General features: G+C 54.6%; 22 protein-coding genes, 1 tRNA gene and 1 pseudogene. 7 read left to right on the top strand and 17 right to left on the bottom strand.

All coding sequences use genetic code 11. From position 1 onward, the window contains the following. Positions 1-685, top strand: a 685-nt coding sequence (locus tag FEAC_RS02760; RefSeq protein WP_152623041.1) for an IS630 family transposase, incomplete at its 5' end; no start/stop codon positions are given. A gap of 38 nt (positions 686-723) precedes the next feature. On the opposite strand, the pseudogene FEAC_RS16280 reads toward FEAC_RS02760, so the two are convergent. Then, positions 724-921: pseudogene (locus FEAC_RS16280) on the bottom strand (transposase); the annotation flags it as partial. Positions 922-1,100: 179 nt separating this feature from the next. Beyond that, a tRNA-Gln gene (locus FEAC_RS02755) sits at positions 1,101-1,176 on the bottom strand. A 96-nt stretch (positions 1,177-1,272) separates the two neighbouring features. Here FEAC_RS02755 and FEAC_RS14485 point away from each other — a divergent pair. Next, positions 1,273-1,371 (top strand): 30S ribosomal protein bS22, encoded by a 99-nt coding sequence (locus tag FEAC_RS14485; RefSeq protein ID WP_081901091.1) that lies wholly within the window; start codon positions 1,273-1,275, stop codon positions 1,369-1,371. 61 nt (positions 1,372-1,432) lie between these two features. Here the strand turns inward: FEAC_RS14485 and FEAC_RS02750 are convergent, their stop codons facing one another. From FEAC_RS02750 to FEAC_RS16275, 3 genes are read right to left on the bottom strand one after another with little or no spacing between them, the layout of a single operon-like run. Continuing rightward, entirely contained in the window at positions 1,433-2,251 is an 819-nt protein-coding gene (locus tag FEAC_RS02750) for a 4-(cytidine 5'-diphospho)-2-C-methyl-D-erythritol kinase (protein ID WP_052565362.1), read from the bottom strand. Further along, positions 2,238-3,095 carry a 16S rRNA (adenine(1518)-N(6)/adenine(1519)-N(6))-dimethyltransferase RsmA gene (rsmA, locus tag FEAC_RS02745; protein WP_052565360.1) on the bottom strand — a complete coding sequence of 286 codons (858 nt, stop codon included), beginning with the start codon at positions 3,093-3,095 and terminating at the stop codon, positions 2,238-2,240. The genes FEAC_RS02750 and rsmA overlap by 14 nt, the downstream gene beginning before the upstream one ends. Further along, positions 3,096-3,257, bottom strand: coding sequence for a septal ring lytic transglycosylase RlpA family protein (locus FEAC_RS16275; protein WP_160290317.1), 162 nt, complete (start codon positions 3,255-3,257; stop codon positions 3,096-3,098). Between the two features lie 34 nt (positions 3,258-3,291). Here FEAC_RS16275 and FEAC_RS15885 point away from each other — a divergent pair, with 34 nt between their 5' ends. Next, the gene (locus tag FEAC_RS15885) at positions 3,292-3,474 is read left to right on the top strand and encodes a hypothetical protein (protein WP_160290316.1); all 183 of its coding nucleotides are present in this window, start codon (positions 3,292-3,294) and stop codon (positions 3,472-3,474) included. A gap of 387 nt (positions 3,475-3,861) precedes the next feature. On the opposite strand, the gene FEAC_RS02735 is transcribed toward FEAC_RS15885, so the two are convergent. Genes FEAC_RS02735 through ychF form a run of 5 tightly spaced genes read right to left on the bottom strand, consistent with a single transcriptional unit; the run spans position 3,862 to position 8,412 of the window. Continuing rightward, positions 3,862-4,638, bottom strand: coding sequence for a TatD family hydrolase (locus FEAC_RS02735; protein WP_035389473.1), 777 nt, complete (start codon positions 4,636-4,638; stop codon positions 3,862-3,864). A gap of 2 nt (positions 4,639-4,640) precedes the next feature. Beyond that, positions 4,641-6,137: a methionine--tRNA ligase gene (gene metG / locus FEAC_RS02730; RefSeq protein ID WP_052565356.1), complete on the bottom strand. Its 1,497-nt coding sequence runs from the start codon at positions 6,135-6,137 to the stop codon at positions 4,641-4,643. A gap of 48 nt (positions 6,138-6,185) precedes the next feature. After that, positions 6,186-7,016, bottom strand: coding sequence for a 16S rRNA (cytidine(1402)-2'-O)-methyltransferase (rsmI, locus tag FEAC_RS02725; RefSeq protein WP_052565355.1), 831 nt, complete (start codon positions 7,014-7,016; stop codon positions 6,186-6,188). Then, positions 7,013-7,321 carry a hypothetical protein gene (locus FEAC_RS15455; protein ID WP_160290315.1) on the bottom strand — a complete coding sequence of 103 codons (309 nt, stop codon included), beginning with the start codon at positions 7,319-7,321 and terminating at the stop codon, positions 7,013-7,015. Before FEAC_RS15455 ends, rsmI begins: the two co-directional genes overlap by 4 nt. A gap of 14 nt (positions 7,322-7,335) precedes the next feature. Next, positions 7,336-8,412, bottom strand: a complete 1,077-nt coding sequence (gene ychF / locus FEAC_RS02715; RefSeq protein ID WP_035389479.1) for a redox-regulated ATPase YchF — start codon at positions 8,410-8,412, stop codon at positions 7,336-7,338. 68 nt (positions 8,413-8,480) lie between these two features. Between ychF and FEAC_RS16270 the strand changes: the two genes are divergently transcribed. Next, complete coding sequence (locus FEAC_RS16270; RefSeq protein ID WP_371524890.1) at positions 8,481-8,564, top strand: 50S ribosomal protein bL37; 84 nt, start codon at positions 8,481-8,483, stop codon at positions 8,562-8,564. A gap of 244 nt (positions 8,565-8,808) precedes the next feature. Here the strand turns inward: FEAC_RS16270 and FEAC_RS02710 are convergent, their stop codons facing one another. From FEAC_RS02710 to kynU, 3 genes are read right to left on the bottom strand one after another with little or no spacing between them, the layout of a single operon-like run. Next, positions 8,809-9,273 carry a hypothetical protein gene (locus FEAC_RS02710; RefSeq protein WP_035389481.1) on the bottom strand — a complete coding sequence of 155 codons (465 nt, stop codon included), beginning with the start codon at positions 9,271-9,273 and terminating at the stop codon, positions 8,809-8,811. A gap of 48 nt (positions 9,274-9,321) precedes the next feature. Then, positions 9,322-10,452, bottom strand: a complete 1,131-nt coding sequence (locus tag FEAC_RS02705; protein ID WP_035389483.1) for a cysteine desulfurase family protein — start codon at positions 10,450-10,452, stop codon at positions 9,322-9,324. A gap of 56 nt (positions 10,453-10,508) precedes the next feature. Further along, on the bottom strand, positions 10,509-11,723 hold the full coding sequence (gene kynU, locus FEAC_RS02700) for a kynureninase (RefSeq protein ID WP_035389545.1): 1,215 nt from the start codon (positions 11,721-11,723) through the stop codon (positions 10,509-10,511). A 300-nt stretch (positions 11,724-12,023) separates the two neighbouring features. Here kynU and galT point away from each other — a divergent pair, with 300 nt between their 5' ends. After that, the gene (gene galT, locus FEAC_RS02695) at positions 12,024-13,022 is read left to right on the top strand and encodes a galactose-1-phosphate uridylyltransferase (protein WP_035389485.1); all 999 of its coding nucleotides are present in this window, start codon (positions 12,024-12,026) and stop codon (positions 13,020-13,022) included. A gap of 366 nt (positions 13,023-13,388) precedes the next feature. On the opposite strand, the gene FEAC_RS02690 is transcribed toward galT, so the two are convergent. The 3 genes from FEAC_RS02690 to FEAC_RS02680 form a co-directional block, all read right to left on the bottom strand. Continuing rightward, positions 13,389-14,267, bottom strand: a complete 879-nt coding sequence (locus FEAC_RS02690; protein ID WP_035389486.1) for an ROK family protein — start codon at positions 14,265-14,267, stop codon at positions 13,389-13,391. Next, positions 14,268-15,635 (bottom strand): glucose-6-phosphate dehydrogenase, encoded by a 1,368-nt coding sequence (gene zwf, locus FEAC_RS02685; RefSeq protein ID WP_035389494.1) that lies wholly within the window; start codon positions 15,633-15,635, stop codon positions 14,268-14,270. It lies immediately after the preceding gene. Between the two features lie 165 nt (positions 15,636-15,800). Then, positions 15,801-17,588: a glycoside hydrolase family 15 protein gene (locus FEAC_RS02680; RefSeq protein WP_035389496.1), complete on the bottom strand. Its 1,788-nt coding sequence runs from the start codon at positions 17,586-17,588 to the stop codon at positions 15,801-15,803. 675 nt (positions 17,589-18,263) lie between these two features. Between FEAC_RS02680 and FEAC_RS02675 the strand changes: the two genes are divergently transcribed. Next, the gene (locus FEAC_RS02675) at positions 18,264-19,418 is read left to right on the top strand and encodes an MFS transporter (RefSeq protein WP_152623039.1); all 1,155 of its coding nucleotides are present in this window, start codon (positions 18,264-18,266) and stop codon (positions 19,416-19,418) included. A 37-nt stretch (positions 19,419-19,455) separates the two neighbouring features. On the opposite strand, the gene FEAC_RS02670 is transcribed toward FEAC_RS02675, so the two are convergent. After that, the gene (locus FEAC_RS02670) at positions 19,456-20,460 is read right to left on the bottom strand and encodes an adenosine kinase (protein ID WP_052565353.1); all 1,005 of its coding nucleotides are present in this window, start codon (positions 20,458-20,460) and stop codon (positions 19,456-19,458) included. A gap of 229 nt (positions 20,461-20,689) precedes the next feature. Between FEAC_RS02670 and FEAC_RS02665 the strand changes: the two genes are divergently transcribed. Next, the gene (locus FEAC_RS02665) at positions 20,690-23,233 is read left to right on the top strand and encodes a M1 family metallopeptidase (protein WP_035389502.1); all 2,544 of its coding nucleotides are present in this window, start codon (positions 20,690-20,692) and stop codon (positions 23,231-23,233) included. Positions 23,234-23,238 lie beyond the last annotated feature (5 nt).

Genomic DNA, 23,238 nt, shown 5'->3' with positions numbered 1-23,238 from the left:
CCTAAAGCCTCACATGGTTGAGAGCTTCACGGTGTCGAATGATCCAGAGTTCACCGAAAAGGTCAGAGACGTTGCTGGGATCTACTTGAACCCTCCAGAGGCGGCCATCGTCCTCTGTGTTGATGAGAAGACCCAAGTACAGGCCCTTGATCGCACCCAACCCATACGTCCGATGGTGCCAGGGGTTCCCCTGCGTCAAACGACTGAGTACAAGCGCAACGGTATCAGTAATCTCTATGCCGCCCTCAACGTAGCCTCTGGCAAGGTCATCACCAAGATGACCGTTGCCCATAGGGCCATAGAGTTCATCGAATTCCTAGAGATCATCGACAAGAACGTACCCAAGGAGCTGGGCGTTCATGTCGTCCTTGACAACTACGCAGCCCATAAGACCGAATCGGTCCGCATGTGGCTCCTCGCCCACCCGAGATTTCAGTTCCACTTCACGCCGACGTACTCGTCCTGGATGAACCAGGTAGAAAGATGGTTCTCAGCCCTCACCACCAAGTACCTACAGCGCAGTGTTCATCACAGTGTAACCGAACTCAATGAAGGAATTACCGAGTGGGCCGAGGCCTGGAACAAGAACCCCAAGCCCTTCATCTGGACCAAGAGCGCCGACGAAATCTTCGCTTCTATGCAGAAATATCTGGGTCCTAGTGTTTCTGAGCAAACTTCAGACTAGGGACACTAGGAAGGGGCGCAAATCGTTTTAAGATCTCCTTACACCATTGCGAGTTGTTCGTTCTCCTTGCGAAGCCTACGGTTCTCTGCAGCAAGATCTGGAGTTACCCCCACATCCCGCCTCTCCTTGCGGGCTTTGTCAACCCAGTTCGACAGCGTCGCCTTCGAGATGCCAAGATCCTCGGCTACCTGCCTTAGCGAGGAGTTACCACTCTCGAAAAGTCTGACTGCGTCTTCTTTGAATTCGTCTCAAATTGTCGACGGGTCTTCTCTTTCCTAGTTTTCTGATCTTCTATTTGAGTTGGGAATGAATCCCCTTGTGGTCTCTTGGAGAGCGTCACACTCTAATTTGTGACATTTTTATAAATCAGCTCTGGGAGTCATTGGAGCAATATGGCCTCTGACCTGGGCCAATGTGGCTGGCGGGCCAGGGCTCGAACCTGGAACCTCCTGATCCAAAGTCAGGCGTTCTGCCGATTGAACTACCCGCCACTGCAACCTGTTACCCTACCATACGCCCGATTCGTTGCCGACCAATGCGAGCAAGGAGACAGATGCAGGCACCGCAGCGACTAGCATCTCTCAATCATGGGATCACTGATTAAGAAGCGCCGCAAGCGCATGCGCAAAAAGAAGCATAAGAAGATGTTGAAGAAGACGCGCTGGCAGCGACGCGCTGGTCGTTAACTGATTCACGGTTTGATCATCACCCCCAGGCTTATCGCCTGGGGGTGATCTTTTTTCATAACTATCCGTGTTCGTTCAACTCTGGCCTCGCTAGCGTGTGACACCCGACAACGACTACTGACCCAACCAATGTACTCAACATCGCCAGTTCTAGTTCTGGACTAGTCCTTTGTGATACCAGACCAAGTTCGGCAAGGGTAGCCTCGGCAAAAAGAGTAGAACCAGAACCAGCTAGCATTATCGGCTTATGGAACCGCGCCTCCAACTCGTCGGCGAGCAATCGCAACTTAGGTTCAACCTCACATGCCGCAAGGAAAAGATCATTACCTCCCCCATCGCTCCCCACCCGATCAAAGGCACGATAGACGGCTATGGTAGAGATCGAGAACTCGGGCAGGAAGAGGACGTAATCGCGTCGTAGGTCAGGAAGGAGCTCAACCTCATCACCAATTCCGCTGACGTGCACATGTCCACCAACCAACGATGGAGGCACATCCGCTCCCAAGATGGCGGTAGCCGATGGATCGCCCTGGTAGCCAAGCGCGCGCAGCACCGCAGCAGCATCACTCGATCCACCTCCTAAACCGGCGCTCTGTGGAATCCGCTTCTTGACCTCCACTTGAGCAGTCGCACCTAGAAAATCGAGAGCTCTGACCACCGAGTTGGAGGCGTCGACAACAACACGATAACGGTCAGCGTCGCCGAGAAGAGGATCTGCTACCATCGTCACGCCACCAACAGAGACAGCGGTATCAACCTTGAGGAGATCTGCAAAGGATAAGGCAACCATCTCGGCCTCGATGAGGTGATAACCGTCGCTACGCCGCGAACGCACCTCGAAGCGGATCGTCAGTTTGGCTGGGGCCTCAACGTGGTGCACCAATACCAGCCTCCTCAAGGCCCTGGGCGATGGCGATCCACTCCTCCATGAGCAGCGATTCGGGTCGTCTTGTCACCTCGATGCCAAGCGACGCCACCACAGAACTCTGTTCAGAACTTAGCACCCGGCGCAACATCTGACGACGATGTCCGAACGTAGTCTTAATCACCCAAATCAGGGTGGCGTACAGGCAAGGATCGACGACAGAGATGGGGTCTCTTATACGATCCAAACGTATCACCTTAGAGGCCACTTTCGGCGACGGGATAAAGACCGAAGAAGGAACAGTCAACACTGACCGAGTTCTAGCCATCAACGCTACATGAACCCCGAACGCCGAGGAGTTCCGACTACCCGCCGGGGCCAACAGTCGGTCTGCCATCTCCGCCTGAACCATGACTACCATAGATTCGACATACCAAGCGTGTTCGAGTACTCGAAGAATGATTTGCGAAGCTATGTTGTAGGGCAAGTTTCCGACAAGAACTGTGGGCAAAAGAGCAAGGTCAGCGTGAACGAAATCAAACTGTAGCGCATCGCCGTTGACGACGTCGACATTTACAATCTGCCGATCCATCAACAACGATTGCAACTCAGCAACGAGCGCACGATCAGCCTCAATTGCTAGTACCTGCTCGAAAAACTCGGCTAGAAAAATAGTGAGAGACCCTGCTCCCGGTCCGATCTCGATCGCCCTAGGAAGCTGCCCAGCGGCCGCCTCACTCGCTATCTTGCGCGCAATATTCGCATCAACAAGGAAGTTTTGACCGAGCGCACGCGACGGCTCGAAGCCTTTTGAGAACAATCTGCGCTGTAATTCAGATTTCGAGACACCAGTCGCCAATTATTGCCAGTGTAGTACCGCTTGCGTCAGCCCCTGGCCTAGAGGAGCGATGTTTGCGAACGAAGCCGGCGACAGATCGAGGATTCGACCACCAACGTATGGGCCGCGATCATTGACGACACAATTGGTCGATGCCCCACTGTAAGCATTGGTTACCGTCACCACCGTTCCAAATGGAAGGCTCGGGGAGGCGCAGGTGCCCGCTGGCGAACCATACCACGACACAACCCCCGACTGTGAATACTCCGGTGGTGGTGGAGGAGGAGGAGGAGGAGGTGGTGGTGGTGGTGGTGGCTTTGGTGGCGCTAATGGGATCGGCAGTGGACCAGGCGATGGAGTAGGTGGCGCGACCAACTGGGTTACGCCCTCGGTGGCGTGAGCCATCGGTCCTAGATTCTGTAGCACTGCCAAGCCATTTTCACTCAAGAGCGTGACCTGAGATGTCGATGAATAAGTAACTGGGAGCACTCCGGTGTTGCTAACGGATTGCGGAAGCCCAGCGGCACTGTAGTTGGCTAGAGATATACTCCCTAGCTGCGTCGTGGCCGCCCAACTGGAGGCAAGAACAGAAGCGACGCCAATCGCTATTGGCACCGCCCTACCCATGCATACCAACCTCTTGCGAAGTATCAGAGCGAAGTCCTTCCACTCGACAATAGAACGGCAAATTCGGCAAAGCGAATCTGCAAGTGGCACAAAGGCCTTGGTCAACCTAGCCTGGCTAAGCTACTCGCCCGTCACTTCTCGGCAGATTTTATAAGTTTCTCTATGATAATTTAAATGCATCTATTGTATTCTGCCACGTCATCGTAGCAAAATCACGCTCTTCGACTCCTCGAAGCTGGGCCAGGAACGAGGCAGTGATCGCTACGTTTCCAATGACATTGGGTCGACCTCGAAGCGGTACAGGCGCCAGATAAGGTGCGTCCGTCTCCACCAAAATGCGATCATCTGGAGCCATCAAAAACGACTGACGAACATCTTCAGCGTTCTTGAAGGTTGCAATACCCGAAAAGGAGAGATAGGCGCCGTAATCGAGCGAACGTCTCGCCTCCTCAGGTCCACCAACAAAACAGTGCATAATTAGACGATTCGGAACTCCCTCATCGTCAAAGATCCGAAACGTATCCTCCCAGGCGTCGCGCGTGTGGATCACAAGCGTTCGATCGTAGCGTTTTGCTAAAGCGATCTGCGAACGAAACGCAGCCTCCTGGCTCCGTGGGTTTGAATATTCATAGAACAGATCGAGACCGCATTCTCCGATGCCAGCGACGTCCTCCGGGTTGGCCTCGACGAGCGAGGCAAGTATGCCAAGATCATCCTCGGTGGCAGAATCCGCATCATGAGGATGAATCCCCACCGAAGCGCCAACCACAAGTTGAGGATGACGTTGGCGCAAATCAGCAACAAGTTCAACCATGGCCCGGGATGATGCTACCGAAGTCCCGACGGCTATAAAACCACCAACACCTTGGGCTTGCATGGATTCAAGCTCTGAGTCGATTCCGTCACTGGTTGGATGAGCATGTGAATCAATCCACATCACTACTTTTCCTTCTGCAGACGAGGAAACAACGGTTCAGCACGGCTGAGCTCGCTAATTTCGCCTCCTGGACGCCACTCAAGCGGACCCAGATCGGACAAACCCAAGCGCTCGATAACTCCATGCGCTGCTTGCGGGATAGCAGGGCTCAACAACAGCGCTGCGAGTCGCAGCGCCTCTCTGATCGTGCCAAGGCACCAAGCGCTCTCAGGATCATCCACAGGACGCCTCCAGGGTTCATAGTGTTCGAGCAGCGAGTTCGAAGAACGCACCATCTCCATAGCCGCCCCTATAGCGACATTCGGATGGAACTCATTCCATGCCGTGATTCCATTAGAAACGAACTCCATCAAAGTTACATTTCTTTCATCTAATGATGGAACCAATGGAGCCTTGCCTCCGAACTTCTGAACAATCAGAGCTACCGTTCTCGACACTAGATTACCCAAGTCGTTTGCCAGATCAGCGTTATAGCTCGCGCGCAAACGCTCGAGGGATACGTCACCATCTGCACCAAAACTTGTGGAAGATAGCAAATAATACCGCAGCGTGTCTGAAGACATTTCACGGACCACTGAAAGCGGATCAATCTGATTGGAGCTTGACTTTGACATCTTAGCACCATCCACTAGCAGCCAACCAGTAACTAGCAACTGTGAGGGCGGATCTATACCGGCGGCGAGGCACATGGCTGGCCACCAAACGGCATGAAAGCGAATTATATCCTTACCCAGCAGGTGGTGTACCGCAGGCCACCATTGTGCAAAACGTCCAGTATCCTCGCCATACTCGATAGCAGTAAGGTAATTGATCAACGCATCATACCAGACATAAAACACGTGATTATCATCCCAAGGAACCTTAACTCCCCAAGTTATTGAGGTTCGAGTAATAGAGATATCTTTTAGTCCTTGACGAAGGAATCCAAGCACCTCATTTGCCCGAAACTCAGGAGTAACTCGAATCGCACCCGACTCGTACAGTTCAATCAATCGATCAGTGAAAGCAGAGAGCTTGAAAAAATAATTCTCTTCGCTCATCTCAGTCACTGGCCGCTCGTGGACTGGGCATCTACTGCCCTCTAGAAGCTCACTTTCTTCGTAATAAGCCTCACAAGCAACGCAGTATAGTCCTACGTAGAATCCCTTTTCAATGAACCCATTCTCATATATCGCGGTCAGGAACTGCTGAACCGTGCGATGGTGGCGTTCCTGCGTCGTCCGGATGAAATCGTCAAAGGAGATATCGAGTTCCCTCCACGCTCCTAAAAAGCGCGAAGCCGTATGATCGACCCAGGCCTGCGGAGAGACTCCGTGCTCATCAGCCGATTGTTGTATCTTTAAGCCATGTTCATCGGTTCCAGTTAGGAAGAGTACCTCATCGCCGAGAAGTCGATGCCATCGCGCAAAAGCGTCGGCGTTGATCGCGGCGTAGGCTGTTCCGAGGTGCGGATCTCCATTCACATAGAAAATTGGTGTCGTCATGTAGAAGCGACTCATTGCGGTAGTTCCAATCCATCGTTGCTGCTGAAGGCTAGTTTACCCCGGCTATGTCCGCTCAGATCGACTCGAGAGCATCTGTTGATAGGCATCTCGGGCAGACACCTCCACCACCTCGGCATAAATCGCTGCCGCCTCCTTAGTTCCAAGCGTAGAGCGAGCTAACGCCAGCAGGAGTCGATCACTCTCTGCCTCTGTCGGCACCACAGCTCGGGCCCCGTCGATCACGATCGCCCACTCCCCTCTTGGTTCAGTCCCGCGCAACCATGTGACAGCAGCGGACAGAGTTAGCCAATGCATCGACTCATGGAGTTTGGTCAGCTCTCCGAGGAGGAGAACCTGGCGCGAACCATCGATTGTTGCCAACTCAGCGCAGGTCTCATATAGACGTTTGGGTGATTCCAAAATCACCCCTACCGAGGGCGAGCTCATCACCTGCGCTACCATCTGAGACCTCTCTGCTCCACGCCGAGGAAGGAATCCAAAGAAGCATGCGGTAGAGATAACCTTAGGCCATAGTGCCATGGCAGCTGCCAGCACAGACGGCCCCGGAATCACGCGAACCTGCATCCCGTGTTCGAGAGCAAGAGCAATGAAGACCGCCCCTGGATCAGAGACACCAGGCATGCCTGCATCAGAGACAAGCGCAACATCACCGATCTCGAGTGCAGATAGCAACTCGGGTTCGGTGATACGGTGCCTGCCCTGGTAACCACGTAACGCTCGAGGAGTAATACCGACCAGATGACAGAGACGTCCAATCACCCGAGTGTCCTCGGCGACAATCATGTCGACAGCACCCAGGCATTCCTTTGCACGTGGAGCTAGATCACCGAGGTTACCGATCGGAGTGCCGACCACAAATAGGGTGTTGGTCATAACCGAATCACGAGTCGATCTCCCACCGCTGGACTCTCGACGGCAACTATATGCCGAGGCAACACTATCACCCTTTGAGACGAGAACATCAGCCATGGATGAAGTGCTCGCAGTTCTCTAACACGGCGGACCACCAGGTCACTATCGAGAAAAATCGCCACACCTTTCGTCGCCCGCCCCACTCCTGGCCACAGGACAATCCCTGAACCGACATCGATCGCCATGTCGAATACAGCCCTCATTGACCAGCCAATCGACCGTGCTAGCATGAGCGACGCGAGCACCTGACCACGAGAATCAAGCAACCATGCCATCGTAGTTAGACGTTGAAGCGAATCTCGAGTACGTCGCCGTCGGCGACCAGATAATCTTTCCCCTCGAGTCTTAGTTTCCCGGCAGCCTTTGCTTTAGACCATGAACCTATCTCCAGAAGATCCTCCCAGAAGATCACCTCGGCACGAATGAAGCCTCGTGCGAGATCCGAATGAATGACTCCAGCACAAACGACAGCATTCGAGCCTGAACGGAAGGTCCACGCATGGGACTCCTTGTCACCGGTTGTAAAGAAGGTCCGGCGATCTAGCGCACGAAAGGCTGCTTCTGCGATACGTTCTAGTGCAGGTCGCTCAATACCGAGGGCCTCAAACATCTCCTCGCGTTCCTCCTGGTTGAGACGGACAAGCTCAGACTCGAGCTTCAGGCTCGCCGATAATACCACCGGATCGCCCCCTAATTGGGCCGACACCTTTGCCTCTAGAGTTGGATCCCCTTGAGGGTTGTCCTCGTCAGTATTGATGACCGCCAGTACCCGCTTGTTGGTGAGAAGAAACGAGTTGTGGAGAGTAGCGAGCACATCGGCACCAAGGTTCGCTCGATAGATCGGTGTACCGTCTTCAAGCACAGCACGCGCAGCTTCAAGCGCCTCGATCTCACCGCCCAAAGACTTGTCAGCCCTGGCTGCGCGTTTCCGTCTGTCCAGAGTGCCTTCGATACTTCCAAGATCGGCGAGAGTCAGCTCAAGTTCGAGCGTCTCCAGACTCGAAAGCGGATCACTCTCCCCTGGCACCTGATCGTCAGTAAAGGCGCGCAACACATAGACGATGCCATCAACCTCACGAATCTGCCCAAGAAAGCGGTTCCCCAATCCAGCACCCGTCGAACTCCCAGAGACAAGACCAGCAATATCGGCGACCTGAATATGGGCGTAAACCAGTTTCTTCGACTCATGGAGCACCGCAAGCTTGCGCAGGCGTTCGTCCGGCACGACCGCCTCCCCCACCACACTCTCGGTTGTCGAGAAAGGGTGCGGTGCAACCAACGTCTCTGATCCTGTTAATGCATTATAGAGAGTCGATTTGCCAGCATTTGCGAGCCCAACCAGGCCGAGTCTTTCCATACCAGAGAGCCTACCGCGGCGAAACGCTGGTTCGAAGGGTGCCCTTCACCGACTAACCTGTTGCACCTATGTCAAAGCGAACAGTCAAGCGAAAACTTCGGGCCAAAAAGAAGGCGAACCACGGCAAGAAGCCAAACTGCGGCCGGGGCTGATCGAGCTCCTGTAGTTCGCTTTACCACGTCCACGCCCAAAGCTATCCAGACTACCTTGCAGGCTAAATACCTTCTTGGTTGTTTTGGTGTGTCACGAATACATTTGGCCACCATCATGGGGTCCGTAATTGATCGTGCTCCAGTAACACCAGCTAACAATCATGGTCGACTGCGTTCCGCTAACAGTGTATAGAACAGTCGGGGGTCCGACCTCGGCATCTGCCTCAGCCTTGAAATCCCCCAATTATGGCTTGAAGAGCATGAGGAAAAATGCTATCAGGTACAGTGTCACCACGATTTGTTGAGTTCGCAAAACGGCAACGCCGCTCCCACGGATCTCAATGTCACTACGTTCAACCGCATCCAACAGACTGCCCAACCTGCGCTGAGCTGGCCAGCCTTTGCCGGTCAGAAGCCCGAGTGTGATAACCCAGATCGTCACCGCCGCCCAGAACCAGAGCTTAGAGATATCAGAAGCATCGCGTATCAGCAGCAAGCTAATGCCAAAAACGGGAACCAACACAACACACCACTGGGCCAACGAGACCTTGCCATCAAAGAAACGCCGCACTGAATCAGTGGGTCCTTGGCTTGCAACATCGCGGGCTGTCCATCCAGCCATAGCGTTGGCACCATAACCAATCAGCCCTGCTCCTACATGCATGATGAGAAGAAGAACATAGATCGGATTATTTATACCTACCTTCATCGTCAGGTCCTCATCGTTCGGGAGCCCATCGTCTTGGCTCCTTTGGCGTCATCTCGGTCGCAACTTCGTAACCACCTTGTCTACGGCGTCGATGGCATAATCGATCTCAGACTCGCTCAATGAGGAGGCATAGGAGAAACGCACCTGGGCAAGCGCATCCTCTCGCGGATAACCAAGGGCAAGCAGGACATGGGAGGGCTGCATCGCCCCCGAGGCGCATGCTGCCCCAGCTGAGGCGCGAACACCCTGTTCATCGAGCAAGAACAGAATATCCTCAGCGCGTAAGCCAGTAAACACCGCACTGGTGATGCCAACTCGTGACTCCTCAGTGCCAACGACTACAACATTCCCATCCAGATCGGCGAGTCCTCGCTCAAGGCGATCTTGAAGTGATCTACAGATCAGTCTGTGATCTTCACTATGTTGGACAGCGGCCGAGAGCGCCTCGACGCCGGCGACTACTAAGGGCACAGATACCGTTCCGGCACGCATATCGTACTCCTGCGCACCTCCAATCACGAAAGGGGTAATCTCGGCTCCCCGTCGCCGAAGAACCACACCAACACCGACCGGACCACCCACCTTATGGGGACTAAGTACCCCGAAATCAACCCATTCCATCGCATCGGCAACTCCGCCCCAGGAGGCCATTGCAACCAGATCCGACACCACCAGGGCCAAGGGATTGAGGCGCTTCACCAACGAGGCGAGCTCGCGTACCGGCTGGATGACTCCTGTCTCGTTGTTCGCCCCCATCACAATCAAGGCATTGATGTTGCGTGAACACGCCTTCAACGAAGTTATTGCGGCCGAGAAATCAACCTTTCCGGACGGGGTCATTGGCAGCCAGACTACACGATCACCCAGCCGCTTGAGTGGCTCCATCGCACAGCTGTGTTCGATCGGAGTCGCAAACACAACCCCAGGTCGAGCAGCTACTGCGCTTATTGCCCAGTTCATCGACTCGGTTGCACCAGAGGTAAAGAGCACCTCATCCTCACTCATCCCAAAGAGCTGGGCAGCTTTGCTACGTGCCAACTCAAGCTGATGCTTGGCTATAGCCCCAGCAGCATGTCCTGATGCAGGATTTGCGGGCGCAGCTCGGACCGCTTCGACATAGGTCGCCAAAGCCTCCTCGGACATCGGAGAAGTCGCAGCGTGATCGAGATAGACCTCCACGATCGATGAGTCTACGGAGTCAAAGCTATTCGATACGCCCCTAGTTCAGCGTCCACTCATCTAGCAGCCAGCTTCGAAAGCGCCATAACCCCCTCATAAACCTGAGCAAAGCTCGTATACAGGGGCGACGGAGCAAATCGGATGCGGTTTGGAACACGGTAATCGACCAGTACACGATGGTCACTAAACAGAGAGCTGGAGAAAGAGAGGGCCTCTGAATGCTCAAAAGTCACGTGCCCACCTCTCTTAGCCGGGTCACGCGGTGATGCAAGTCGGAAGCCCTGCGGGGCCAAATGAGCATCAAAGAGCTCGATCGCAAGCTCCGTTTGGATCACAGATTTTTGCCTAATGCGTTCGATGCCGGCATCACATACCACCCCAAGTGCCCCTTTTAGAGCAGCTAGTTGAAGCACTGGTGGAGTACCAACAAGAAAGCGTCCGATCCCGGGCACAGGCTCGTAGCGCAGTCCCATCTGGAACTGATCCGCCGCCGAGAACCACCCCCAGATCGGCTGGGTGAGTTCAGACTGTAGGCGTTCACGTGCATACAGAAAGGCAGGTGATCCAGGACCTCCATTCACATACTTATAGGTGCAGCCAACGGCGAAATCAACATCATCGGCATCTAAGGCAATGGGAACGGCACCCACTGAGTGTGAGAGATCGGCGACCAGCAGGGCACCCACGCTATGGGTGACGTAGGCGAGGCGAGCGAGATCATTCAGAGCACCAGAACGATAGTTAACCTGAGACATCACTACAACTGCAACATCATCATCAAGATACGGAGCAAACTCGTCTGGGCCCACCGGCTCATTCATCGAGGAGGCGATCAGCCGCAGTTCAAGACCATTCGATGCTGCGATGCCCTCAAGGATAAATCGATCAGTTGGAAAGTCATTGATATCCGCGACTAAAACCTTTCGATCTGGCAGAAGGGAAAGCGCAGAGAGGATGGCCTTGTACAAATTGACCGAGGTCGAGTCGGAGACAACTACCTGACCCGGAGCCGCACCAAGCAGCTGGGAACCCAGAGTCTCTCCTAGTTGAGAACTGAGCTCGGTCCAATGTTCCCAACCCCGAATGAGCTCATTCCCCCATTCATCATCGATGGTGGAGACGATCGCTGCTCGAGCGTCGTGACTCAGACGGCCGAGCGAGTTCCCATCAAGGTAGTTAACCCCGAGCACGTCTGGGACGAATCGCGCACAAAACTCCGCAAGTACGTCCTCTTGATCAAGTCGATCTATCTGCTGAGACAACTCTGACATCACAAAACCTTCCATCAGCGTCGAGGAGAAACCTTCTTCGACCGCACCCGGTTTCTACTCTACATCCTTTTCGAACCTCAAATCCTTCTGCTACTGGGGTATCTCCATCATCAGCTGGCGTCTCAGTTGCAGCTAACAGCCTGCGACTCCGTATCATATGATGGCGGCGAACGCATACGTTAGCGCGCTACTCATGAGCCTTGGAAAGGAACAAGTTGGAAAACTCTGGGTTATACCTAGCTGAACAACTCACGATACCTGCTAGATGACCTGCTAGCTTGAGTGATAAAAGGAGAGCTTGTGGATGCACATCAGTTGAGGCTTGACCCACTAACAGGTAGATGGGTGGTAGTCGCGGAGGGTCGGCGCTATCGGCCTGCAGCTATCTCCCTCTCGTCGGAGATAGCCCCTGAAGATCCAACGCGGCCGTGCCCGTTCTGTCCAGGCAATGAGGAGGCGACACCCCCAGCACTTGAGACCTATGGTCCAACCGGCTCCTGGCAGGTTCGCGTAGTTCCCAACCTCTACCCCGCATTTCAAGGAGACGCTCCAATGGTCAGCGTCAGTCATGGTCCAGTCTTCACTCAGGCTCCTGCTACCGGCATCCACGAGGTACTGATCTTGTCACCTAACCACGATGCGAAGTGGAGCGACTTCGATGCCGAACAGTCGCGCGTCGTCATGTCGGCGATGCGCGATCGAATCGAAGCGCATGCCCACTCAAAGTCGATTCGCTACTCGCAAGCTATCGTCAATCAGGGTCGCGACGCAGGTGCTTCAATGGCGCATCCCCATGCACAGCTCCTCGGCATGTCGTTCGTGCCGCGCGAACTCGCAGACGAACAGGCGGGTTTCGCTCGCTTTGTCGGTGGGTGTCTACTCTGTACCACGGTTGCACTTGAGGAGTCGATCGACTCGCGTATTCTCTTTACCGACGACCACCTCGCAGTTATCGCCCCCTATTGGTCGTCGATCCCGTTTGAACTCCTCATCGTGCCTCGTGAACATGGACCGTACATGCATCTTGCCGACCCAGAGGCACTTTTTGGTGTCGGAGAGGCGATTACTTCCTCGCTGGCAACTCTACGCGAAAAAGTGGGTCCGGTGGCATATAACCTTGTCTTCCACTCCTCCCCATATCGTGCCTTCGGCAATTTTCATTGGCATGCACACGTCTACCCTAAACTCTCTACGCTCGCTGGTTTCGAGATGGGAACCGGCGTTCAAATCAACATCGTCTCGCCTGAACTCGCCATTGAGGTGCTCACAGACGGGCCGCGACACCTCGCCGTCGGGTAGCTAGGCTCTGTTTAACAATGGTGTTACTGGGCCTAAGGGAATAGATGATTCTGGGTGGCCATGTCCCCATCACCAATCGGCTACAGTCGCGACCAGACTCTAGGCTCACCGAGAGCGGCACGGCCATAAGAGGCTTGTGTTGTCTCCAAGGCCAGGAGGGGCGAGCCATAATCGACGCAGATTTCTTCACTCAGCTAGTGCCGTATCCGGCATATCACGCTAGCAGGAATACAATGGCGACTATCTAGAAATAAGCAGAGTGCCGTCTCCGTAACTCAACCGCCGACGAGACTTGATTGCCAGAGTAGCTACAACAACCAGATGCTAACGACGCAAACGTGGCATCATTACTGGACAATCGCCGAACTATGCGAGATGACTTCTTCGAGCGAGCGCATGTTCTACGAACGCGGCCCCTCGAAGCCCAGCATCGTCTCCGAGCTGTGCTGGAGCTAGTCGCAAGCCGTATAGGTACTTGGGCACGCTCCTATCGAATACCTGCTGCGTCAGTTCGAGCACGATTGGATCCGAAAGGCCCAGACCTCCGCCTACAACTATCTTGTCCGGAGCTAGCAACCAAGAGAGATTCGATAGAAGGATGCCGAATGCCTCTGTGACCCTGCTCAACACCTCACGTTCAATGCCGGCATTCGCGGCAGCTAACTTGACCAGGTCGGGATTCTCGGTCAACAGACCCGCCTCCTTTGCCATGCGAGCAAGTGCCGTACCTGATGCGAGCGACTCACCTTCGTCCATGGCCTCAAGTCCAAGCCGCGTATGTCCCACCTCCATGGTCGAGTAGTGTCCTCGAAGGAGCTGCCCCTCATGTATGACGCCTGCCCCAATCCCAGTGGAGCAAGTCACATACAGCACCGTCGATCCACCCTTACCTGCTCCGAGCTCCGACTCTCCCAGAGCAGCCATATCCGCATCGTTTACGAGAATGACCTTCTTGTTGAGCACTCCCTCAAGTGCAGAGACGCTCAGTTCGGCTAGGAACTCTTGATCAAGATTGGGGGCGTATACCACCTGGCCTTTGGCGTGATCGACAACACCCGGTGCGCCAAACACCAACGTCTGGACATCGGCACCCTCAACCAGTTGCACAAGCTGTTCGAGTCCTTCGCCAACTGACCGCGACTCCCTGGTGCTCAATGCCGCCCGCTTGAGTATCTCGCCTTCGTTAGACACTCGAGCCATCCGAAAATTCGTCCCACCAAGGTCAACCGCCAAAACCTCGCCCATCTAACACCAACCTCCAAACTCGCTAACTAGGCCGTCTGCCTCCCTTGGGCCGCCGGTACCTGCGCCATAGAGGAGAGAAGCTGGCTGATCGAGTAGTGGAGATACTACTCGCCAGGCGGCTTCGACCGACTCCTCAGAGGCGAACCTAGACTGATCGTCGCGAGTAACGTCATCTATCAACTGCGCGTAAGGCTCCTCACCCTTGACTGGTCCGCCAGCTCGACCGACCTCCAGAGAGACTGGGGCCGAACGCAAGTTGGGACCAGGCACCTTAGCCTGCATTCTCAGGTCAATTAGGTCATCTGGCTTGAACTCAAAGATGAGTCGATTCGGCTCCGGTAGATGGTACACATCATTGGAGTCGAAAATCATGGTTGGTGGCGATCGAAACTCGATGATGGCATTAGTTCTGGTGGCGTCAACAGCCTTGCCGGCTCGAATGAATACCGGAACGCCGGCCCATCTCCATGAGTTAACCCGCACTCGCACAGCGACGAAGGTGGGAGTTGAGGAGCCTGGGGTGACGCCTGGTTCGTTCATGTAGCCACGATATTGACCGAGCACCGACTCGGCGAGTGACAGCGGCTCCATAGATGCGAGGACCTTAACCCGCTCCATAGCAACCGCCTCGCTACTCATCGACAACGGAGGTTCCATCAAAAGGAGACATAAAAGTTGAAGCAGATGGTTTTGGACCACGTCGCGGAGAACACCGACGCTGTCGTAGAAGGCTCCACGACCCTCGACACCAAAATCTTCGAGCATATTCAACTCGATTCTCGAGACATAGTTCCGATTCCACAACGGCTCAAGTATCGAATTTGCAAACCGGAACACCAGGAGATTTTGAACAGCCTCCTTACCAAGGAAGTGGTCGATCCTGTAGATCTGAGACTCTTGAAACGCCTTCGTCAATACGCTAGAAAGCTGACGTGCATCCGTCAGATCACGCCCAAAAGGCTTCTCAACCATCACCCTTCCAGTCTCGGCGAAGCCGGCAGCCTCAAGTCGGTCCACCACCACCTCAAAGAATCGAGGAGGTATCGCAAGATAGAAGATTGGCTCTGCCTCTGCCTCAATCACCGTCGCCAGATCTTCATACAACGAGCCTGCGCCGTAGTCGCCCCGAACATAGGTCACTTCACGGACGAATGCCTCGATTTGTGCCTCGTCAAAATGCCCTGAATCCACGAGGAGGGAGGATACGTACTCTCGAAAACCATCGATGCTGTAATCTGTATCAGCGACGCCAACCACCTGAAGGTGATAGTCCTTGTGGTCCCGGAAGAGCGTCATCAAGGCTGGCAACAACATCTTCCTGGCTAAATCGCCCGTAGCTCCAAACAAAACGAACGGTATCTCTCTCATGGTGATCCCTCTCTCTATGGCGTTATACCTACAGGGTCATTACCGCTAGCGCGATGAACGTTATCGTTGCGATGCGCTACTACAAGGCAACGAACCTCACTCCATGCGGCAATCCTTGGCAAGTCGTTACTGCGGTCGAACCCAGGCAACACTTCCCACATGTTCTCACCCGGCCAAGTTACCTTGATGCTTTGCGTGAACCACGCGTTGCACCGCATTGACTAAGCCAACGTGAGTGAACGCCTGCGCAAAATTCCCCAACATAATCTTCTGGGTTGGGTCATACTCCTCGGAGTAGATTCCAAGATTGTTTGCCACACCGATCAGTCTGTCGAGCAACTCTTCGGCTTCGTCCACCCTATCTTGGAGGGCGAGATTCTCCACCAGCCAGAACGAGCATGGCAGAAAGACTCCCTCTGGCTCGTCGATCCCATCAACACCACCATCGGGCTGATAGCGGAGAATAAAGCCACCGGAGGAGAGATCCTCGCGAATCCTCTCCACCGTCGAGATCATGCGAGGATCCTTAGGGTCAATAAAGCCCATAATCGGAGCGAGAAGTACAGAGGCATCGAGACGATCTGAACCAAAAGACTGTACGAAAGAGCCAAGCTTTTCGTTATAACCTTGATCGTAAATCCTTTCAGCCAGACGGGTTCGTTCCTGATCCCACAACTCACGAGGTCCGTCATAACCAAGTAAGTCGAGGGTTCGGATACCTCGATCGATCGCCACCCACGCCATGATCTTGGAATGAGTGAAGTGCTTTCGATCACCACGGATCTCCCAGATCCCATCATCCGGCTGCTCCCAAACTGAAACGACATGATCGGTAAGATAGCGCTGAATCTCCCAAGCATTCTCGTCTGGTTTGATGCCGTGGTTAAGCATCTGATGGAGCACGTCGGCGACTTCACCATAGATATCCAACTGAAACTGTCCGGACGCGGCATTGCCGATGCGGACCGGTCGAGAGTTACGATACCCCTGCAACCAATCGAGTTCAAGCTCAGGAAGCCTGCGCTCACCGGCCACCCCATACATGACCTGTAACTGCTCGGCGTTGCCGGCTATCGCTCTTAGCAACCAGGAACGCCAAGCACGTGCCTCAACCGGATGACCGCGCTGCAGGAAGCCGTAGAGCGCAAAAGTAGCATCTCGCAACCAACAGAAACGATAGTCCCAGTTCCGACTGCCTCCGATCTGCTCAGGCAATGCAGTCGTAAGGGCGGCTACCATGCCGCCGGTGGGAGAGTAGGTGAGCGCCTTTAAGGTAATCATCGAACGACGTACGATATCTTCGTAGCGACCATAATCCTCTTTGGCTCCAGTCACCCAACCTCGCCAAAACGCACGCGTTCGCGTCAGCTCCTCCCGTGGACGGACTACTCTTGGGATCGCCTCTGTCGACCCGTAGAAGACGAGGACAAACTCTGCATCCTGGCCCTTTCGAACGCGGAAGCTACCCACCGAAATCATGTCTTCGCCATGCATTTCGACATCAGATTCCAGCAGCACCGCGCTAGGACCAAGGACAAACGAAAGGCCGCGTTCTATATGTCGAGCCCACGGGATCGAGACGCCGTAGTCAAAACGTAGTGAGAGCGTCACCTTCATATCAACGTAACCAGATAGCCCTTGAACGATCCGAACAATCCGAGCATGCTCCTCGCGGATAGGCATAAAGTCAAGGAGTCGAACCGAACCCGTCTCGGTATGGTAGGTGGTAGTCAAGACAAGCGTATCCTTCTCATAGGCCTGTTCGCGCCGCAGAATTGGTAGATCAGGTACTACTTGAAAGTAGCCATTGCTGTCGTCACCAAGCAGGCGCGCAAAGCAGGCATCAGAGTCGAACCGAGGAACACAAAGCCATTCGATGGCACCTTCATCAGAGACGACAGCCCCCGTATGGAGATCCCCAATTAACCCACACTGTTCCAATCCGAGCGACATTTACCACGTCCTTCTGGAACCGGTCGCAGCCTAAGCGCGACGTAGACTTACCGACGTTCCCATAGGCACCACAGGAACTCCCTACCAAACTAGCCCAACCTGGTTGAAAAGACTAAACGATCCGGCATCGTCGCCTACTCTAAGCTCAACGATCTCCAATCTAGAGAGCGGGGCTAGAACTAAGAATGGCTTCACAGCCACCTTGATAATCTGGTTGCTGGTACAAAGATGGCAACACAAGTGTCAACAAAATTCCAGGTCATACTGGCTTAGGAAGACAGAGTAACAAAGGCAAATACCGAACCCGATAGATGAGTCCAAATCAGAAAACATGTCATAGTAGACGCAGCCAGGCGACTAGTACCGCTGGAACTGGCATCCAACCCTGTCACAGGCGGACAAAAAAAGCAGCTCATCCACGTTCGCCAAAATCGCCCATCTGTCTCTGGTCAGAGCTTCGATGCTCGCACAACGTTCAAGTGGCGGTCTAGTCCGCCTATGTTGAAGTCAGATTCACAGCCCACCACGCGCGGCTCAGGTACAATCAACTGCCCTAGGTAACAAGAGAGTGGTGATGAGGATGCCCAACGGCACGGAACTTGTCGGACATATGGAATGCAACCGCATTCACTCAGCCATCTCCAATTCGAACGAAGAGGATTTCCGGCGCACCTGATGGCAGAGTCAAGCGACCGATCTATCTACTTTAGATGGCTCATTCCAGCCACTAGCTTTCGGCTCCCCGTCGCCTTAATACCCCTTGCTATCGAGTACGTCATCGGCACAGGAGCCAACTTCCGCTTTGCCTCGCTCGTGGTGGGCGCCCTCGCGGTCGGCGAGCTCTCGGTTGTCGGGATCGTGGCAACTCGTCTTGACAACTACAGCGCCCATTTTCAGGCTAGATCCACGCTTGCCTTGCTAGCCCTTGTCGACGTCGCGCTCGTCATGGCGAGTCTCGTCCACGTACTCCTATGGCTGAGCCTCCCGGCAGCGTTGCTCTCTGGTGCCCTTACGGCACTGGGAAGCGGCAAACTTCGTCACACACTCACGCATCGGCTGCAACCAGGCTCACTGCAGAGATACCTTTCATGGGATGCCGTAGCCTTAGAGGTCGCCTACCTCCTAGCGCCGCTCCTTGTAGCGATCCAAGTCACGCTACTTGGCACCCATGGCCTGCTTGCAACGCCAGCCATCCTTGCGCTCATCTGCCCACTCCTGTTGGGCCCCGACTCCAGTCGCGACGCGAAGTCAGAGGGCAGCGGGCGGGTCACCCTCCGCTCCTGGCTCTGGGCGCTCAGCGCAGCCGAAGGGATTGCAGAGGGCATGGTCGTCGTTTCGATAGTTCCTATCGCCACTCAGCTCATCCACAGAGCTGCTTTTGCAGCACTCGCCATGGCGCTTCTATCCGTTGGATCCATCCTCGGAGGAGTCCTGTATGCTCATCACGCGACGCACTCAGCCAACCTAGAACCACTAAAGAGGATCGCCCTCTCCCTGCTGGGGCTCTCTATCTGTCTGGTCGCAAGCGGACTTGGCGATCACAGCGAGCTGGCACTTGGGAGCATGCTATTCATCTTTGGCAGCTTCATCGCGCCACTCAATGGCTTGCGCACCTACGCAGTCACTCATCGTTTTGAGCCTCGTCTTCATGCGTCTGCCTTCTCTATGGTCTATTCGAGCTACTCCATCGGGAGCGTCAGTGCAGCAATCTCCTTCGCCGTCTTAGATCGACTCCTAACTCTGTCTGAGATCCTCTTAGCCGCATCCTTTGCCACAGCCATGATCGCAATCGCCTACGGTATCGCCTCCATTCTTCAGACACCAGGATAAGTCTCCGTGTGCGTTTCGCTGAAGGATCGCATCCCTCTTAGGTGTTCGCTAGGTCTGGCTCATGCTCTGCAAGCCAGGCACCGAGATCCACCTGGGGTCGAGCTCCTGGGTGGGCAATAACTTCAGCGGCCAAGGCTTGACCAAGCCGCAATGCATCGACTGGATTCAACTCATGGACTAGACCGGCGATGAAGCCAGCCGCGAATAGATCTCCAGCTCCAGTTGTATCGACAGCATGAGCATAAGTTGGTGCCTCTAGGTACTCATATCGATCCGCCCCAAAATAGAGAGCTCCGCGATCGCCTAGGGTCACAGCTCCAGCAAAGCGCATGTTCGACAGCACTTCAACTATCTGATCGAGATCACTGCGCTGAGTGAAGGCGCTCGCCTCCTCACCATTCGCTAACAGATAGTCAACGCTAGCCGGCAACAAACGCTGAAGACTCTTTAGATGGCGCTCAACAAGCCCCGCATCCGAGAGACTAAAGACAACCTTGGTCCCATAGCGACGTGCCGTGCGGGCCACCTCAAAAAGACGATCCCCAAGGCCAGGAACGTCCAACAGATAACCCTCCACAAAGAGAAATGGGGTCCCAGTCGCGACCTTAAAAGGGAATAACTCAGCGGAGAGTTCCTGTGAGGCGCCCAAGTACGTGAGCATAGTTCGCTGCCCATCCTCGGTCACAAGCACCACACAGCGGCCAGTGCCAGCCGAATATGCCTGCTCAGAGAGGACAACCTCGACTCCAAGTTCGCTGAGGTCCCGGGTGAAAATATTACCGTCGCTGTCGCCGCCAATAGCGGTGTACAGCGCGCTGTCGACACCGAGTAGCGATAGTCCTACTAGAGAGTTGGCGATCGATCCACCCCCCTGTCGGTCCCAGTCGCCGGGAAGACTCCCAATGATGCGTTCTTGCTCCTCACGAGTAGCTAGACGCATGGATCCCTTCGTCAACCCGAGCTGACGAAGCTGGGTGTCCGCTACGGGAATCGAGACGTCGACTATGGCAGACCCAAACCCCAAGACTGTAACTGGTTTCACGGGGTTCCAGCCTAGGAGCGTTCCAAGGTCATTTACACCCAATCTTTGCAGCTACCTCAAGAACCCAGTCTCGTGCACAGATCACCACTGTCATTCGTTCTGCGAAGGAGTCACTTGCGCGTCCGATCCCACTGACGGTAGTAGGTGTTAGAGGTGGAGTTGACCTAGTCAACACGGATTCCAGACGCTTGGCTCGCCCCTGGCGCCGATCTCGGCTATCGTAGTTGAGGTGAGAGATGATAACCCATACCGCTTAAGCCGGTCCGTTGAGCCCGTCCACTACGACCTCTTCCTTCATATCGACCCCGATCAAGAGGTCTTCTCAGGATACGAGACTATTGCAGTGCGAGTCAACGAGGCTACAGCGCTCATCGAGCTCAATGCAGTTGACATTACCGTATCGCTTGCTCGCGTCAACGGAGAGTCCGCCTCAGTCACGGTCGACCCAGCCCATGAGATCGTACAAATTCAACGGACTGCTCCGCTAACGGCCGGGACCGATGCTGAGATCTACCTGGAGTTCTCTGCACGGTTGCGCTCTGACCTTTCGGGCCTCTATAGCTCCGTCTACAACGACGAACAAGGGGTTAGCCGCAAGATGGCCACAACCCAATTTGAATCCACTGGTGCAAGGCAAGCCTTCCCATGTTTCGACGAACCCGACATGAAGGCCACCTTTGCCGTGACCCTCGAGACACCAGCGGCCCTCGAGGCGATCTCAAACTATCCCGAAGTTGCTAGCCAACCAAGCGACAACTCAGACTTCGTAACCCACCAGTACGAAACCACCATGATTATGTCCACCTACCTGCTGGCCTTTATCGTCGGCGACCTGCGAGCCACGACTCCGGTGATCGCCAACGGTATACCAGTGCGTGTAATCCACACACCGGGCAAAGAGGCGCTTACTAGCTATGCGCTTCGGGTTGCACAGCATGCAATCGCCTACTTCGAGGATTGGTTCCAGATACCATATCCGGCACCAAAACTCGATCTGCTCGCGATTCCCGATTTTGCCTTCGGCGCAATGGAGAATCTCGGAGCGGTTACTTTTCGAGAGACGGCACTTCTGGTCGATGAGACGAGAGCGGGACAGATGGAGCTTGAGCGCATCTGTGACGTAGTTTGTCATGAGATTGCGCACATGTGGTTTGGCGACTTGGTCACCATGAAATGGTGGAACGGAATCTGGTTAAACGAAGCTTTTGCGACCTTTATGGAGACGGGCGCATCGGATGCGTTCAACCCTGAATGGCACAAGTGGGAGTCCTTCGGCATAGCCCGCCTAGGAGCACTCAACGTGGATGGACTTCCATCAACAAGGCCGATCGAATTTCCCGTGATAGCACCATCAGACGCCGAAAATATGTTTGATCTTCTCACCTACGAGAAGGGGTGTTCAGTGATCAAGATGATGGAGCAGTACCTCGGTGAGGAGACCTTCAAAGCCGGCGTAAGGAGCTACCTCAACAGCCACCTCCATGGCAACGCAGAGACTGAGGATCTTTGGTCCGCACTTGAAGAGGCAAGCGATCAACCAGTCACCGAGATGATGAACACCTGGATCTTGCAGGGGGGTCATCCACTCGTCACCGTCGATGCTTTGCCAAACGGAGTCCGCCTCTCTCAAGTTCCATTCCGCTTCTTGAGCGACGAGAGTGATCCTGTCGGCGAAATTGGCTCTAGTTGGCTCATACCGGTGGTGAGCCGGGAGTTGAACGGGGTAGAGGGTCGGGTGCTGCTTGGCCAGCAAGACCAGGTGTTAACCGCCGATTCCGAGCCGATTATCGTCAATGCAGGAGGCATCGGGGTATACCGCACGCGGTACTCCCAACAGGTACTGCCCAAGATCAGCGAACGCTTTAGCGAGCTTGCGATGCTCGAACGTTTTAACCTAATCGCCGACACCTGGGCTCTGGTTCTCGCAGACCAAGTGTCGCTGGCCGATGCAGTCGAGCTGTTTAACCACTGCGCGACCGAGACCGACCCCAACGTCTTGCAGGTAGTGTCATCCTCCCTTGGGCTCTTGCAGCGTATTGCGTCACCGGAAGAGCAAGCGCTAGTCGTTAAGCTCACTACCAATATCTTCAATCCGTTGATCTCAGCCTTGGGCATGGAGCCAACTCCCTCCGATACCCCTAGAACCAAGGTCGCTCGATCGGTTGCCTTTACCGCACTTGGCACAATTGCTGATGACCCTGACGTCCGCGAACAGGCACTTCAGTGGTTCCGCGAGGAGATGAGCGGTGTCGGTGGACCAAGTGGCGATCTAGCCAATGCCGTGCTTGCCACCGTCGCCAAGCATGGCGATGACTCGGAGTTTGCCTTCATGCTCGATCGCTACCGCAATCCGGTTGACCCGCTAGATGAGCGACGTCATCTCCTCGCTTTGGCTGATTTTCGACAGCCGTCGCTAATCAACCGTCTTCTACCCATGATTCTCTCCTCAATTAGATCCCAGGATGGAGCCTTCGTTCTCAACCGCATCATCGCCAACGAGGCGGTGGGTGAGATCGGACTTGACTTCGCCTTCTCGCACTTCGACGAGCTTCTAGCAAGGCTTCCGGCAAATAATTACGACCTTGCATTCGGATCCCTGCCAACGCTGATTTCACCGTCATCGTATCAACGTTCTTCGCAAGTCTTCTCCTTCTTCGAGTCTCATAAGCTCCCAGCTGGTGAGCGCTTGCTAGCGCAGACACTTGAGCGCTACCGAGTGAATCTACGTTTCCGCGATCGATATGCAGGTCGACTCAGCTCCATTCTGTCTTAGCCAGC

This window comes from Ferrimicrobium acidiphilum DSM 19497 (assembly GCF_000949255.1).
Taxonomy (GTDB): Bacteria; Actinomycetota; Acidimicrobiia; order Acidimicrobiales; family Acidimicrobiaceae; genus Ferrimicrobium; species Ferrimicrobium acidiphilum.
The sequence above is the reverse complement of the archived record's forward strand: the minus strand, read 5'-3'. Positions and strand labels throughout refer to the sequence as shown.

What these genes read in the sequence shown, in the direction of transcription:
- FEAC_RS02680 (WP_035389496.1), bottom strand. Translation starts at nt 17,588, where the DNA reads ATGTCGCTCGGATTGGAACAGTGTGGGTTAATTGGGGATCTCCATACG.
- kynU (WP_035389545.1), bottom strand. Translation starts at nt 11,723, where the DNA reads ATGTCAGAGTTGTCTCAGCAGATAGATCGACTTGATCAAGAGGACGTA.
- FEAC_RS16270 (WP_371524890.1), top strand. Translation starts at nt 8,481, where the DNA reads ATGTCAAAGCGAACAGTCAAGCGAAAACTTCGGGCCAAAAAGAAGGCG.
- FEAC_RS14485 (WP_081901091.1), top strand. Translation starts at nt 1,273, where the DNA reads ATGGGATCACTGATTAAGAAGCGCCGCAAGCGCATGCGCAAAAAGAAG.
- FEAC_RS02735 (WP_035389473.1), bottom strand. Translation starts at nt 4,638, where the DNA reads ATGTGGATTGATTCACATGCTCATCCAACCAGTGACGGAATCGACTCA.
- FEAC_RS02675 (WP_152623039.1), top strand. Translation starts at nt 18,264, where the DNA reads ATGGCAGAGTCAAGCGACCGATCTATCTACTTTAGATGGCTCATTCCA.
- zwf (WP_035389494.1), bottom strand. Translation starts at nt 15,635, where the DNA reads ATGAGAGAGATACCGTTCGTTTTGTTTGGAGCTACGGGCGATTTAGCC.
- FEAC_RS02690 (WP_035389486.1), bottom strand. Translation starts at nt 14,267, where the DNA reads ATGGGCGAGGTTTTGGCGGTTGACCTTGGTGGGACGAATTTTCGGATG.
- ychF (WP_035389479.1), bottom strand. Translation starts at nt 8,412, where the DNA reads ATGGAAAGACTCGGCCTGGTTGGGCTCGCAAATGCTGGCAAATCGACT.
- FEAC_RS02710 (WP_035389481.1), bottom strand. Translation starts at nt 9,273, where the DNA reads ATGAAGGTAGGTATAAATAATCCGATCTATGTTCTTCTTCTCATCATG.
- rsmI (WP_052565355.1), bottom strand. Translation starts at nt 7,016, where the DNA reads ATGACCAACACCCTATTTGTGGTCGGCACTCCGATCGGTAACCTCGGT.
- metG (WP_052565356.1), bottom strand. Translation starts at nt 6,137, where the DNA reads ATGAGTCGCTTCTACATGACGACACCAATTTTCTATGTGAATGGAGAT.